Origin of the sequence: Dorea hominis, assembly GCF_014287705.1 — a bacterium.
Classification (GTDB): domain Bacteria; phylum Bacillota; class Clostridia; order Lachnospirales; family Lachnospiraceae; genus Dorea_D; species Dorea_D hominis.
This window is the reverse complement of the sequence record NZ_JACOOY010000005.1, coordinates 37,693-52,699: the sequence shown is the minus strand read 5'-3', so window position 1 is coordinate 52,699 and position 15,007 is coordinate 37,693. Positions and strand designations below refer to the sequence as shown.

The window sequence follows — 15,007 nt, the reverse complement described above, 5'->3', positions numbered from 1 at the left end:
GTGAATAAAATAGCAAGCATATTTTTGATAATCGTTCTCATTACAACGCTTGTACATGATTTTGTGCAATTTTGCCTGTTTTTGCGCCTTATATTGTATTTTCGCACGTACAAAACTGGTCTTTTTTATATAGTTTTTCTATATCTATATAGGTGCATGCAATATGCTAACATCAAGAATATATAAAAAAGGACGCCCTCTACGGACATCCCTTTCTGATATCTTCTTCAATTATATCTCTTATTCAGCAGATGCCTTCTCGACCTGTGCAATTGCTGCTTTCTGCATCGGGATACGGCAATTCTTGTTGTTACCGAATTCCACGATCAGATCATCATCACTGATGTCGATGATCACACCGTAAAAACCGCTTGATGTGAGTACTGTATCTCCAACTTCCATCTCTGCGATCATAGCCTGTACTCTCTTCTGTTCTTTCTTCTGTGGTCTGATGAATAAAAACCAGAATCCACCAAAGATCAATGCATATATTAAAACTAAAACAATCCCGTTTACCGGTGAACTCTGTGCTGCTAATGTAAACATATTTCTTCCTCCTAATATTTTTAAACACTATTGCTATCATACACAATAATGCAGGCTCTAGCAAGCTATTTCCCACAATTTCATAGAAATTTTACGAATTATTCCCCGAAACTGCGTCCAGTTTCCATTTCTTATATTCCTTATATCTTCCCGCTTCTATAGCATCCCGTATTTCTTCCATCATCGTATTATAGAAATACAGATTGTGAAGCACGCAGAGCCGCATGCCGAGCATCTCTTTTGCTTTCAGCAAATGTCTGATATACGCTCTGGAATAGGAACGGCATGCCGGACACTGGCATCCTTCCTCGATCGGCTTATCATCCAGTTCAAATCTGGCATTAAAAAGATTCAGTTTTCCATGATTCGTATAGACATGTCCATGTCTTCCGTTACGGCTTGGATATACACAGTCAAAGAAGTCTACTCCACGGTCAACCGCCTCCAGAATGTTTGCCGGTGTGCCGACTCCCATCAGATACGTCGGTTTGTTCTCAGGCAGATGCGGTACAACCGCATCCAGAATCCGGTACATCTCTTCATGTGTTTCTCCGACCGCAAGTCCGCCGATCGCATAACCATCCAGATCAAGTTGTGCAATCTCCTGTGCATGGCGGATACGGATATCTTCATAGACGCCACCCTGGTTAATTCCAAAAAGCATCTGCTGCTTATTGATCGTATCCGGAAGACTGTTCAGACGGTTCATCTCTGCCTTACAGCGTTTCAGCCATCTGGTTGTCCGGTCAACCGATTTTTCCATATAATCTCTTTTTGCAATACTCGACGGACATTCATCAAATGCCATTGCTATTGTAGACGCAAGATTAGACTGAATCTGCATACTTTCCTCCGGTCCCATAAAAATCTTGTGCCCGTCTATATGGGAGTTGAAATAAACTCCTTCTTCTTTGATTCTTCTGAGTCCTGCCAGAGAAAAAACCTGAAACCCGCCGGAATCTGTAAGGATTGGCTTATCCCAGGTCATAAATTTATGAAGACCGCCCAGCTTTTTCACAACTTCATCTCCCGGACGCACATGGAGATGATACGTATTTGAAAGTTCCACCTGCGTCTTGATCTGCTGGAGGTCATCTGTGGAAACTGCGCCCTTGATCGCGGCCGCCGTTCCCACATTCATAAATACAGGTGTCTCTATAACACCATGCACTGTATGCAATCTTCCTCTTTTGGCAAGACCATCTTTTTTAATTAATTCATACATGATCTTATCCTCATTGCTTTCTGTGATTTTCATCATTTACTGCTTATTATCTCTTTATTCCTTAATTGCTGCCAGCAGCACTTTTCTAATTATGACATACAACCGGCACATCTTTGTATACCAGTTCATACATCTTCGGTGCAACTGATGGCGGTAAATTGACACAACCATGGGAACCGTGTGATTTATAACGGCTTCCTCCGAAAGTCGGCTGCCATGAAGCATCATGAAATCCAATTCCTCCATTGAAAGGCATCCAGTATTTAACCGGCGTCTCATAGGAATAAGTACCATCCGGTCTTCTCTCACCACGAAGTGTTGCATTCTTTGTTTTATATGTCAGAGAATACACGCCCGGAGGTGTTGCATTGCCTTTGTTCGGATTACCGGTTACAACATCTGTGCTGAGCACAACTTTACCCTTCTTAATAAAGTATGCTCTCTGATTCGTTAAGTCTACCTCTGCATAAGTATCTCCCATATCCATCGTATCATGGGATGCTGCTTTACTTAAATATTTCGGTTCACGGGTGACTGTCTCACCTTTTTTGATATTCTTTGTCAGCTCTTTGTATTCGCTGTCCTGCGCTATGCACCAGCCATAATCTCCGCCATCCACTTTGACTGTGTTTCCGGTTGCGGTTTTGAAAGTGCGTGTCTTTCCTCTGGTATTATATTTGGACGCAAGACTCTGAATATACTTCTTCACCGCATCTTTGTCAAACTTCACTTTCATCTTCTTGTTTACTTTCACCCATTGTGAAATAACAGAAGAATCTACGACTTCTGTCTTCGGACTGAAATCATATGTAACCTTTGCTCCGAGATAACTGTTCATCTTCTCAGCCGCATCTTTGACTTCCTGTGAGTCTTTTGTATAATCCGGCTTAATATAGCATCCCTCTTTTGTAAGATCCAGTTCTGACTGGAATCCGTCTAATGCTTCCTTAATTGCTTCATTGAACGCATCTTCATCAATCTCTGTGCCGATAACTTCCGGTTCAATCTCAAATCGGGTATCCATGAATTTCGGATATGCATTTTTTGATTTAGTCTGGTTCTTCTTATCCATACAATTCAGACCACTGACCTCATCTGCCAGTGCTTCTTTGTCGTATTTTACACCAACTGAAGCCTCAATCTGCGGATGATTCCAAAGTGATATGATCCACAGGAAATTGTTCTGCTGTTTTATACATTTCGCAAGTTCATCAGACTGCACATACTCCAGGGAAATGTCAGATCCGTCAATCTCTTCTGTACTTCCGTCAGATTCTTTCAATGTAAGTACATAATCTCCGACATCTTTCTTTAACTTGCTCTCCACCTGGCTTACACTCTTAAGCGCAACATCGTTGCCATTGATCTTCGTATAGAACATAAAATGGCTTCCAAAATAAAGTGCAATTCCAATATAAACTACAGCGAGGATCCCCACGATAGTTCCGATCACTTTTCCTGCTTTTTTCTTACGTCTGCGTTTCTTGTATGCTTTTGATGCCTCTTTTACTGCGTCCGACTCTACCTCGCCTTCTTCACCCTCAAAGTCCTCAAAGTCCTCATAATCCGGTTTTTCATCATAACCTGCCGCATGAGTTTTCTTTGCTTTTCTGTGGCTGATTTCTTCATAATCATCTTCATCAAATTCTTCGAATCCATCTTCATCGAAATCATCTTCATCTATTGAATCACGGATCTCAGACTTATGAAGATCACCATATAATTCCCGCATTGTTTCTTCGATAATCTCATCGGCTCTTTTGTCATTCTTACTCATAAGCGCTTACTCCTTTTTTATTCACATGTCCCATTATAATATGCATATCCATAAAAGTACAGACTAAATTTTAAGGAAAATATGAAGAATTTTTGAATATCCGCCCTTATTCATCCGTTGCGCTTTTCTCCTGCTTCCTATATAATAAGTTGTATCGTTTTACATACCGAACAATTTCAAAGACTACATATTATAGAAGAAATGGAGAACAACTATGGCAGGTTCAACTTTAGGAAATTTATTTACAATCACAACCTGGGGCGAGTCACACGGTGCCGCAATCGGGGTTGTTATAGACGGATGTCCTGCGGGACTTTCTTTAGATGAAGAAGATATTCAAATCTATCTCGACCGCAGAAAACCGGGACAGAGCCGCTTTACAACTGCAAGAAAAGAGTCCGATAAAGCACGTATTTTATCTGGCGTTTTTGAAGGTCATACAACCGGAACGCCAATTTCCATCATGGTCGAGAATACAGACCAGCGTTCCAGAGATTATGGCAAGATCAAAGACTGCTATCGTCCGGGACATGCAGATTACACTTTTGATGCCAAGTACGGTTTTCGCGACTACCGTGGCGGCGGACGTTCTTCCGGTCGCGAAACGATCGGACGTGTTGCAGCCGGAGCAATCGCCGCAAAGATATTAAGACAACTCGGTATCACCATTACAGCTTATACCCGTTCCATCGGAGATATTGTCATTCCGGAAAATGAATATCATTACGATCAGATTACAGAAAATGCACTCTATATGCCAAATAACGATTACGCAGCCAGGGCTTCTGACTACCTTGCTGAATGTATCAGAAAGCAGGACTCCTCAGGCGGCATGATCGAATGTGCGATCACCGGTGTACCTGCCGGTATCGGAGAGCCCGTATTTCATAAACTGGACGCTGCACTTTGCAGTGCGGTTATGTCCATCGGTGCAGTCAAAGGTGTGGAGATTGGCGACGGTTTCCAGGCTGCTGCCGCACTTGGAAGTAACAACAACGATTCTTTCCGTCTTGACGCTGGTAAGCTTACCAAAGCAACAAATCACTCTGGCGGTACACTCGGAGGTATGAGCGACGGCAGTCCGATCATACTGCGGGCGGCAGTCAAGCCAACGCCATCTATCTCCCAGCCACAGGATACCGTCATGAGAACAGACTGTCAGGAGCTTACAGATACTACAATTGAGATTACCGGGCGCCACGATCCTGTCATTGTTCCCCGCGCTGTCGTTGTCGTAGAAGCAATGACGGCTGTCACAGTACTGGATCTGCTCATGCGCAACATGAGTTCCCGACTGGACAGCCTCATCAAATTCTATCGTTCTTAAATTATCACAGCAATTATCTCAAATCATATGGTCAAGAATTAAATTTGAAAACATCCACCTCCAATGAATTCCCGCAGTAGGGAGTTCGTTGGAACGTTTTCACTTCCGATTCCCACAAAATAATCCAGGAATTTTAACAATCGTTTTGCTTCTACATATTCCGGTGCTTTTCTGTCCACTCCGAACAGAAGTGCTTCCACATATGGTTTCAATACAGCAAGTTCATAAATCAACGCCGAATTGAACATCACATCCGCTTCTTCCTGATATGGGAAAATATTCTTCTCTTCCCCTTTTCTTACAGATGGCCACATATTGATTGTCCGCGCAACCGAAGCGCCTCTTGTTCTTGCATCCCGGACAATTCTCCGGAGCAGACGTCCGTCTGTTGTCGGAATCCGGTTATGCTCATCAATATTCAGCTGTGTCAGTGCACTGATATAGATCTTGAATTTATTTTCATCCGGAAGACTCTGCGTCAGTTTCGGATTCAGGCAGTGGATTCCTTCGATGACGAGAACATCATTTTTTCCCAGCTTCTTCACGTCCGGTCCGTATTCCTTATGTCCGGTCACAAAATTAAACCTTGGAAGAACAACTTCCTTTCCTGCAAGCAGATCTCCCAGTTGTCTGTTAAATAACTCCACATCTACTGCTTCCAGACATTCAAAATCAAAATCTCCATTCTCGTCCACCGGATTCTCTTCCCGTTCTACAAAATAATTATCTACCGCGATCGGATGCGGCACCAGACCACAGGCACGAAGCTGTACTGACAGTCGATGGGAAAATGTTGTCTTTCCGGATGATGACGGACCGGCGATCAGGATAAATTTTAATTCCGATCTGGCAGCGATCGTTGCAGCTATTTCCGCAATTTTTTTCTCCTGTAATGCTTCCTGGACGAGTACTGTCTCCCGCACATCACCTTTGGTAATCCTGTCATTCAGTGCACCAACAGTCTCAATCCCCTGCATATCACCCCAACTTGTGGATTCTTTTAATACATGGAATAATTTGTTCTGCGGCTCAAATGGCGGAACAATTTCCGGTTCCTTCTGTTCCGGCATCTGGAGCACAAATCCGTCATCATAAAGATACAATTTAAAGTATTTTAAATACCCGGTGCTCGGAACCATATATCCATAATAATAGTCTTCAAATTCATTAATGCTGTAGATATTTACTTTGGAAACCCTGCGGTACGCAAACAACTTCTCCTTATCATGCATACCGTATCTGGCAAATGTCGCAATCGCATCATCGGTATTTACAGATTTCTTATTGATTGGAAGATCTGCCTCTACCATCTGATGCATCCGTGCTTCTACCTGATCCAGGAACTGCTGATCCAGTACAACATTGCCTTCAATTGTACAATAATATCCCTTACTGACGGAATAGTGGATCCGGACTTTATCAACATTCTCGTGTTCTGCCACATCATAAATTGCTTTGACAAGCAAAAGGCTCATGCTTCTTTTGTATGTTTTGTGCCCACTGTCACATGCTGTTGTCTCAAAATTAAGTGTACAGTCTCTGTTTACTTTCTTGTGAAGTTCCTGTAATTTACCATCAACCGTGACAAGTACGATATCATGGGAATATTCTTTCTGATATTCTTTTGCGATCTCCAGATAGGTTGTTCCGGCTTCATACTGTCTGATCTCGTCATGGATTTTTACCTGATACATTTCACATCATCCTTTCTTTGCATCTGTCCGAAAATGTCTGTGCAATATCTGCCATTCCTATACCACCGTAAACGGATGATGGATGGCAGCACTTATAACCGCTGTCTGCGGAAACGCTTCCTGCAGATAATTCTTCATATCTTCTATAAAAATGTGTTCCACACCATAATGTCCTGCATCAATGATTGCAAGTTCCTGTGCAACTGCATCAATCCCCTCGTGATGACCGATATCTCCGGTAATCAACACATCCGCTTTTTTTGCCAGCGACTGTGTGATCACGCTTTTTCCGGAACCCGGACAGAGAGCGATCCGCGATACCTGTTGAGCAAGATCACCAAATACTTTCACTTGCGGAACCCCATATGCTTTCTTTACTTTATCACAGCATTCTTTTAAAGTTACCGGTTTCTGCCAGCTGCCAATCTCACCAATGCCTTCCGGATACTCCTCACCTGTTTCCGGCTGTATGCGCATTCCGGTAACATCCAGTACTTCTGTATCATTGAGCCCCAGAAGATTGCCTGCAAGCTCAGCCATCCTGCATACATCGTAATTTGTATGCATTGCATAATAAGAAATATCATTACCGAGCAGCTGTAACAGACGTCTGCCAATAAAATCCCGGTTGTTGATCTGTTTCATACCGCCAAAAATCAACGGATGATGTGTTACAAGCATATCTGCTTTCTGACAGATCACATCCTCCACCACTTCATCTGTCGCATCCAGCGCAACGTAGATTTTACGGACTTCTTTATCGTCTCTTCCGGCAAGAAGTCCGACATTATCCCAGGAGAGCGCCGCATCCTTTGGATATACATTTTCTATTTTTTCCATGATCTCTTTACAGAGCATACTATTCACCTCTGTTTCCTGTATTCCCGTTTCCGGGTTGCTCATTTATTTTCTATTATAATATGCTGTTAATCAGATATCTCCGGCTATAATACTTGCAGATTATTCTGCATTATGCACATCCGTGATTCGTTCCAGTGCTTCTTTTGTTCTTAGCATCTCTTCTGCAAGCTCTGCTTTCCTCACCTGAATACTTGTACTGTCTGCCTGTTTATTTAACTGCTTCAAAATCTTCTCCTGGATCGCACATTCCCGCAACAGGAAATCCCTTAGCACCGGATGCTTTTTTTCAAGTAATTTCTTTCCATAATAGTATTCATACTCTTCATAGGTTTCCGACTCTCCATGCTCCACTTTGAGAATCGGATAGTATTTGCCATCTTCTTCCACCATATCCTCATCGACGATCAAAAAATGTTCCTGCGTAAGATACCGTCGTACTTTGTCAATCTCTGACTGTGGCTGTAAAATACAGGTTTTCATCTGATTGATCACATCTTTACCCTCTTCCAGAATATGGATCACAAGTCCACCACCCATTCCAGCGGTGATAAGCGTATCTGTTTCTCCCGGAACAAGTGCCTGTGTACCATCCGATAATCTTGTCTCAATCCGATCCGACAGTCCCTGTTCTTCAATATGTATTCTCGCCCGCTCAAGCGGTCCTTTATTAATATCCATAGCGATTACCCGTGATGCGATCTTCTCCTGTATCAGATAAATCGGGATATAGCCATGGTCAGTTCCAACATCTGCAACAGAGGCGCCCTCTGTCACAAGAGCTGCAACTGCGTACAGTCTTTTTGATAGTTCCATAGGCGCCTCTTTCTTAGTCTAAATAATCTCTTAATTTTCTGCTGCGGCTCGGATGACGAAGCTTACGAAGTGCTTTTGCTTCAATCTGTCTGATACGCTCACGCGTAACGTCAAATTCCTTACCAACTTCTTCCAGTGTACGTGCACGTCCGTCATTCATACCAAAACGCAGTCGCAATACTTTCTGTTCTCTCTCTGTCAGCGTGTCCAGTACTTCGTCAAGCTGTTCTTTCAGAAGAGTCTGTGCTGCTGCCTCTGCCGGCACCGGTACATTATCATCCTGAATAAAGTCACCAAGATGACTGTCCTCCTCTTCACCGATCGGAGTTTCCAGTGACACCGGTTCCTGGGAAATCTTAAGGATCTCACGCACTCTGTCTACCGGCATGTCCAGCTCAGCAGCGATCTCTTCCGGCGTAGGTTCACGTCCTAAATCCTGCAATAACTGTCTGGAAACACGGATCAATTTGTTGATCGTCTCTACCATATGCACTGGAATACGGATCGTTCTTGCCTGATCGGCAATTGCTCTTGTAATCGCCTGACGGATCCACCATGTTGCATACGTACTAAACTTAAATCCTTTATGATAATCGAATTTCTCTACTGCTTTGATCAGACCTAAGTTACCTTCCTGAATAAGGTCAAGAAACAACATGCCTCGTCCAACATATCTCTTTGCAATGCTGACAACAAGTCTAAGGTTCGCTTCTGCCAGTCTCTTCTTGGCGCTCTCATCGCCTTCTGCCATACGTTTTGCAAGATCTACTTCTTCTTCCGCTGTCAGAAGCGGAACTTTACCGATCTCTTTCAGATACATTCTGACCGGATCTTCAATGCTGACTCCATCCGGAACAGACAGGTCAATCTTCTCAACATCTACTTCATCCTCGTCTGAGATTACAATATCCGAATCATCAATATCGTCATCATCGGAGCTGATACGAAGCACATCGATATTCTGTCCTTCCAGATATTCAAATACTTTCTCCATCTGTTCAGAATCCAGATCGATATCATGGAAGAAGTCATTGATTTCCTGAATCTCAAGAATCCCTTTTTTCTTCTTTCCAAGCTTCACCAGTTCTTTTAATCTCTCTTCAAATTTTGCCATGTGTTCGTCCATGTAATGCCATCCTCTCATTGCTTGTTTATATTTTATCCCTAATTAATGGAAATATGCAGTTTCTCAAGGTCCTGCAGCTGACGTTTTGCTTCCATCAGACGCTGCAGTCCTGCAATATCTGTCGGCGCAAGATTCCTTGCTGCCTCTTCAATGCTGTGGTTCTTCACACGGATGATTGTTTCTTTCAATGCTTTCTCCTGCTCCCCAAGAGTTGTCAGTTCCTTGATTTTCGTGTGGAACAGACTCGCAACTTCGCGATGTTCTTCCTCATCCGTAAAATGATTCATGATCTGTGCCGGATTCACCTGCTGTTTCTCATATTGTTCATACAATATAGAAGCAACTGTCCGATATATATCGCCGGTAAAATCTTCCGGTGAAATGTATTTACAGATCTGTGAAAATATATTCTCATCTTCGATCAGCCACGTCAGAAGCACCTTCTGGGACGTAATATTCCCATCTTCTTTCTTCTCTTTTCGTGTCTGTTTCGGTCTGGAAACCGGCTTTGCCAGTCCCTGCTGTACGGCAGTCTTCACAACTAATTTGCGAAGCTCTTCATATCCCACGTGATATGCCTGCGCAACAGCTTCTATGTAATTATTGCGCTCAATCTCTTCTTCAAACTCTCCAAGCCGTCTTGCAACTTCCCGCATAAAATCAGTCTTTCCTTCCGGTGAATGCATATCATAATCCCGCTCCAGAACTTCCAGGCTGAACATGAATCCATTCCTTGCTCTGCCAATCCGTTCTTCAAAAGCTTCCGCTCCGAGATTCTTGATAAATTCATCCGGATCTTTGTAAGGTTCCATACGGATAATCTTTGCCGTAATCCCTACATCCTTAAGAATCGGGATTGCACGCAGTGCTGCTTTCGTCCCTGCCTCATCACTGTCGTAAGTCAGATATACTTCCTTCACGTAACGCTTGATCAGTGAAGCATGTCCCGGTGTCAATGCAGTTCCTAAAGATGCGACCGCATTGGTAAATCCTGCCTGATGCAACGAAATCACATCCATATACCCTTCGCACAGAAGAAAATATGGCTTTCTTGTGCTTCTTGCACGGTTCAATCCGTACAAGTTCCTGCTCTTGTCAAAAATCAGTGTCTCCGGAGAGTTCAGATATTTTGGTTTCGCATCTCCCATCACGCGACCGCCAAATCCAATCACACGGCTGTTCACATCCATGATTGGGAACATCACACGGTTCCAGAACTTGTCATGCGCACCATGCCGCTCATCAATACTGATCAAACCAGCCTTCGCAATCATCTCGTCCTTATATCCTCTTTCTTTCAGGTAACGGTACAAATCGTCGCTATACTTATTGGAATATCCCAGCCCAAAAGCCTTAATCGTATCATCCGACAGTTCCCGCCTCTTTAAATAAGAAAGTCCGGCTTCTCCTTTTGAACTCTTAAGCTGTACATAAAAATACTGTGCTGCGATCTTATTGATCTCAAGCAGAATTGCCTTCAGATCAGCTCTCTCCTTCGCCTGTGCAGAATATTCCGTTTGCGGAAGTTCTACCCCGGCCTTGTCAGCCAGATATTTCAGTGCTTCCTGAAAAGTATAATTTTCATACTCCATCAAAAATGTAAATACATTCCCACCTGCACCACAGCCAAAGCAATAATACATCTGCTTCCCGCGGCTTACTGAAAATGATGGAGACTTCTCATTGTGAAAAGGACACAGACCGAAATAAGAGCTGCCCTTTTTTTGTAATTTCACATAGCTGGAAATCACATCCACAATGTCATTGCGGGATCTGACTTCCTCTATAATCTCATCAGAATAATACATATACTCCGCCCTTTTTCTTTGTCTTAAAAATACCCTCATGCTAAATATTCAACAAAGAACTTTGATTTCCTTTTAATATTTCCAAGATTCTGGGATAAAATATTCCTGAAACTTCTTTACGGCATAGTTATCCGTCATTCCGGCAATATAATCACACACGATCATTTCTTCCGGCTCACCTCGTTCTTCCAGAATGGTCAGAAATTCTTCCGGCATTGCCTCCAGATGTTCCATATAATACTGATACAGACTGGTGATCATATGAATGGCTTTTCCTTCCTCACCTTTTGCATCCTGATTTGTATAAACACGTTCAAACAAAAATTCTCTGAGTCCGCTCATCGCATCCTGGATCTCCGGTGACATCACGATCTTATCACGATCCATACTGGATATGATCACATCATGCACCATCGTATTCAGCCTTTCTCTTGTCGTCATTCCGAGAATATCCGTATAACACTTCGGAATATCTTCTATCCTCAGGATTCCTCCACGGATCGCATCATCAATATCGTGATTGACGTACGCAATTTTATCCGACAATCTCACGATCTGTCCTTCCAGCGTATGCGGATTTCCACTAGTCTTATGATTTTCAATTCCATCAACTACTTCCCAGGTCAGATTCAGTCCCTGTCCCTGTTTTTCCAGATATTCTACTACACGCACACTCTGTATATTATGACTGAATCCAGATGGACTGACACTGGCAAGCGCACGTTCCCCTGCGTGTCCGAACGGTGTATGCCCCAGATCATGTCCCAATGCGATTGCCTCCACCAGATCTTCGTTCAGTCTCAACGCTTTCGCGATTGTTCTTGCATTCTGCGATACTTCCAATGTATGTGTAAGTCTTGTCCGGTAATGATCCCCCTTCGGATAAAGAAAGACCTGCGTCTTCTGTTTTAACCTGCGGAATGCTTTACAATGTAAGATTCGGTCTCTGTCTCTTTGAAATACCGGTCTGAGATCACACTGTGGTTCCGGTCTTTTTCTTCCCCGTGATGCAATACTTTTCGTTGCATAAGAACTTAAATATTCTAATTCACGCTCTTCGAGCTGCTCTCTGATCGTCATAACAGTACCCTCCTTGACTCTTCCCGCATATTTACAACAACATATTTCAATGCTATATTACTTTTATTATAAAAAATTAGATTTTGTCCGTCAATGAACAGCAACTCTAAATTAAGGCGGGAATCACAGGAACCATTAAAACAATCCTATTCAAAAAAAGAGCGGGAACCCTTGAAAAAATCAAGGATTCCCACCACAAATAAAAAATGCGGAAGATGGGACTTGAACCCACACAAGCGCAATGCTTACAAGATCCTTAGTCTTGCTCGTCTGCCAGTTCCGACACTTCCGCATAGGACGTTGAGCTTATTTTTTATCTCTCTCGCTCTGTCCGTAGATTATAATACTATAACCCAACCCAAATGTCAACATATTTTTTAAACTTTTTTAATTTTTTTAAATCTTTTTTCAATCGTGACATTTTCCTATATCATATGCTGGCGTTTCAATTCTCTGACCTGCTCTCTTACATACTTGAATGTTGCACGCTCACCTTTTTCTGCCAACATCTTCAAAAGCTTATGTATAAGTGCCGCTGTCTCCGGATGGATCATCTTGCCAAGCTTCGCCGCACCTTTCTCATAATACTGAAGCGGCTCTTTGTCTGTATACTTATCACCCAGATAAGTTTTGGATGCTGCGATCCGGTCCATAAACATCTCATACACATACTTTACCGGCATCTTCTGTCCTACAATCCCCTCTCCCGGAACTATACTGTAATCAATCCAGTATTCATAATGATGCTTATTACGACCTTTGTGATGCAGCCACGCTGTAGAATATCCGGTTGCTTCACGTTCTGCATTATTCGGGCTTCTTGTTCCCTGATAATACTTACAGCCGACCAGAAATTCTGTCGGAGAATATTTGGACAGATCATGAAGCAGCCCTTGCTTGTATAATCCAACTTTAAAACAATGTTTCATAACCAATAGTTTGTGGTGATTGATCGTTTGCAGATGTTTTAACGCCTTCATACTTATATCTCCATTCCTCTTCATTTATTCTTTGTCATTTCTTTCACATACTTTATTATGCACTTTTTTTCAATAACTTTCAAGAGAGTATCCCTGTTTTCTTATTTTGCAACCAGGACAACTATTGTTCTTTCTTCAATTTCGATAGATTTCTGTCCACCCAAACAGATCATTTCAGCTTTTATACCGTCTTTTGTGGAAGCGGCAAGATACCATTTTTTATTTTTCGGAAGAGATGGCAGAGCAAATGTATGACGGATCCAGTGCATATTATAAGCGACATAGCAGTCCTCTGCTTCAAGCGATGTTCCACTGTAATATACGCCCAGCTGTCTACTTGCGACTTCCTTCTCTATTCTCCATGCATATTCTCCGTGGTAGGATACATCCGGAACTCCGCATCTAGTCGTATCTGTTCCGCTCATCTCCTGCGCCGGATGAAATACTTTATAACGTTTGCGGAATGCGATCAGATCCCGCACGAAATCATGCAGTTCCTGATGCGTCGTCAGTTTTTTCCAGTTCACCCAGCCTGTTGAATTGTCCTGACAATAGACATTGTTATTTCCTTTCTGTGAATTGCCAAACTCATCCCCCGCCAGCAGACACGGTGTCCCCTGTGCCAGAAATACAAGAAACAGCGCATTATACAGCTGTCCTCTCCTTAAGCTTACAACCGCTTTCTTCCTTGATGGGCCTTCTGCTCCGCAGTTCCAGCTGTAATTATAATCCGGTCCATCCTGGTTATTTTCTCCATTCGCTTCATTGTGTTTTCCTTCATAGGATACAAGATCCATAAGCGTGAATCCATTATGTGCCGCAATATAATTGAAGCTTCCTTCTTTCTCCGACAGGTGACGTAGCCAGTAAGTCACTGCTTCCACCATACCCTCGTCTCCTTTTAAGAAACGGCGCATCACATTCTGAAATTCCGTATGATGAACCATCAGCTTGCAGTCCTGTAAATACGGATCTTCATACGCTGCTCTGGTTGATACTGCTGCCGGATTCAGGATATATCCGTCTATATGATATTCCTGCCTGTAATAGCGCAGGCAGTCCAGCACCTGATAGATCGGCGTCTCCGGACAAAAGGGCATTTCCAGCACGACTTCAATCTCCGCTGCATGACATGCTTTCACCATGTTTTTCAACGAACGCACACCGTCAGATATAGCAGAATAGCTGTTCTTCGGTGCAAAGAAATACCCCGGTCCATATCCCCAGTAATTTGGCTTTCTTTTTCCTTCCAGAAATGAATAAACCGGCATACACTGAATCTGGTTGATCCCCAGGTCTTTCAGATACGGAAGCTTTTCTATGACGCCTTCAAAGGTTCCTCTGTGTGCAACCTTTGAATAACTATCCTGTGTAAATCCACGCACGTGAAGGCTGTACGCAATAACATCCTTATATGCATAAGCCGGATATCTGTCATCCTCCCAGTCATATTCTGGGATCAGGACCTGACTCTTATTCTCTTTTGTAAATGCTTTTGTGTACGGATCAGTCACAACTTCTTCATCCATCAGATACTCATAGGCATATGCACCTGACTGGATATCCGTCACCTTTACTGTATATACCGCACCTTCACTTTGCCGCATCGGATATCTGGCACATGGTTCTTTTTCCCCTGCATGATACAGGAGAAGGCAACATGCCTTCCCCTTCTTCGCTGCAACGGAAAAACTGACTCCATCTTCCTGTACCGTAAGCCCCATCGGTAACTGCTGCCCTTGTGTATTCTTCATTCTTTGTGTCCTTTTT

Annotated in this window: 12 protein-coding genes and 1 tRNA gene; 1 reads left to right on the top strand and 12 read right to left on the bottom strand. The window is 43.0% G+C overall.

Going from position 1 to position 15,007, the window contains the following annotated elements; all coding sequences use genetic code 11:
* Positions 1 to 240: 240 nt before the first annotated feature.
* From yajC to H8S07_RS05060, 3 genes are all read right to left on the bottom strand, one after another.
* Positions 241 to 546: a preprotein translocase subunit YajC gene (gene yajC, locus H8S07_RS05070; protein WP_021860691.1), complete on the bottom strand. Its 306-nt coding sequence runs from the start codon at positions 544 to 546 to the stop codon at positions 241 to 243.
* A 91-nt stretch (positions 547 to 637) separates the two neighbouring features.
* Positions 638 to 1,771, bottom strand: a complete 1,134-nt coding sequence (gene tgt, locus H8S07_RS05065; RefSeq protein WP_117537419.1) for a tRNA guanosine(34) transglycosylase Tgt — start codon at positions 1,769 to 1,771, stop codon at positions 638 to 640.
* An 85-nt stretch (positions 1,772 to 1,856) separates the two neighbouring features.
* Positions 1,857 to 3,548, bottom strand: a complete 1,692-nt coding sequence (locus tag H8S07_RS05060; protein WP_021860693.1) for a L,D-transpeptidase family protein — start codon at positions 3,546 to 3,548, stop codon at positions 1,857 to 1,859.
* Between the two features lie 214 nt (positions 3,549 to 3,762).
* Here H8S07_RS05060 and aroC point away from each other — a divergent pair, with 214 nt between their 5' ends.
* Positions 3,763 to 4,875, top strand: a complete 1,113-nt coding sequence (gene aroC, locus H8S07_RS05055; RefSeq protein ID WP_118660526.1) for a chorismate synthase — start codon at positions 3,763 to 3,765, stop codon at positions 4,873 to 4,875.
* Between the two features lie 38 nt (positions 4,876 to 4,913).
* On the opposite strand, the gene H8S07_RS05050 is transcribed toward aroC, so the two are convergent.
* From H8S07_RS05050 to H8S07_RS05010, 9 genes are all read right to left on the bottom strand, one after another.
* Entirely contained in the window at positions 4,914 to 6,569 is a 1,656-nt protein-coding gene (locus H8S07_RS05050) for a nucleoside kinase (RefSeq protein WP_186855574.1), read from the bottom strand.
* A gap of 57 nt (positions 6,570 to 6,626) precedes the next feature.
* A complete protein-coding gene (locus H8S07_RS05045) occupies positions 6,627 to 7,427 on the bottom strand; it encodes a Nif3-like dinuclear metal center hexameric protein (protein WP_021860696.1) in 801 nt (266 codons plus the stop codon).
* Between the two features lie 102 nt (positions 7,428 to 7,529).
* Positions 7,530 to 8,243, bottom strand: coding sequence for a tRNA (adenine(22)-N(1))-methyltransferase (locus H8S07_RS05040; protein ID WP_186855573.1), 714 nt, complete (start codon positions 8,241 to 8,243; stop codon positions 7,530 to 7,532).
* A gap of 13 nt (positions 8,244 to 8,256) precedes the next feature.
* Complete coding sequence (gene rpoD, locus H8S07_RS05035) at positions 8,257 to 9,369, bottom strand: RNA polymerase sigma factor RpoD (RefSeq protein WP_021860698.1); 1,113 nt, start codon at positions 9,367 to 9,369, stop codon at positions 8,257 to 8,259.
* Between the two features lie 38 nt (positions 9,370 to 9,407).
* A complete protein-coding gene (gene dnaG / locus H8S07_RS05030; RefSeq protein WP_021860699.1) occupies positions 9,408 to 11,177 on the bottom strand; it encodes a DNA primase in 1,770 nt (589 codons plus the stop codon).
* 72 nt (positions 11,178 to 11,249) lie between these two features.
* Positions 11,250 to 12,257 carry a deoxyguanosinetriphosphate triphosphohydrolase gene (locus H8S07_RS05025; RefSeq protein ID WP_186855572.1) on the bottom strand — a complete coding sequence of 336 codons (1,008 nt, stop codon included), beginning with the start codon at positions 12,255 to 12,257 and terminating at the stop codon, positions 11,250 to 11,252.
* A gap of 207 nt (positions 12,258 to 12,464) precedes the next feature.
* Positions 12,465 to 12,549 (bottom strand) — tRNA-Leu (locus H8S07_RS05020).
* Positions 12,550 to 12,682: 133 nt separating this feature from the next.
* On the bottom strand, positions 12,683 to 13,237 hold the full coding sequence (locus tag H8S07_RS05015) for a DUF5662 family protein (protein WP_118288495.1): 555 nt from the start codon (positions 13,235 to 13,237) through the stop codon (positions 12,683 to 12,685).
* A gap of 101 nt (positions 13,238 to 13,338) precedes the next feature.
* Entirely contained in the window at positions 13,339 to 14,991 is a 1,653-nt protein-coding gene (locus H8S07_RS05010) for an alpha-amylase family glycosyl hydrolase (protein WP_186855571.1), read from the bottom strand.
* Positions 14,992 to 15,007 lie beyond the last annotated feature (16 nt).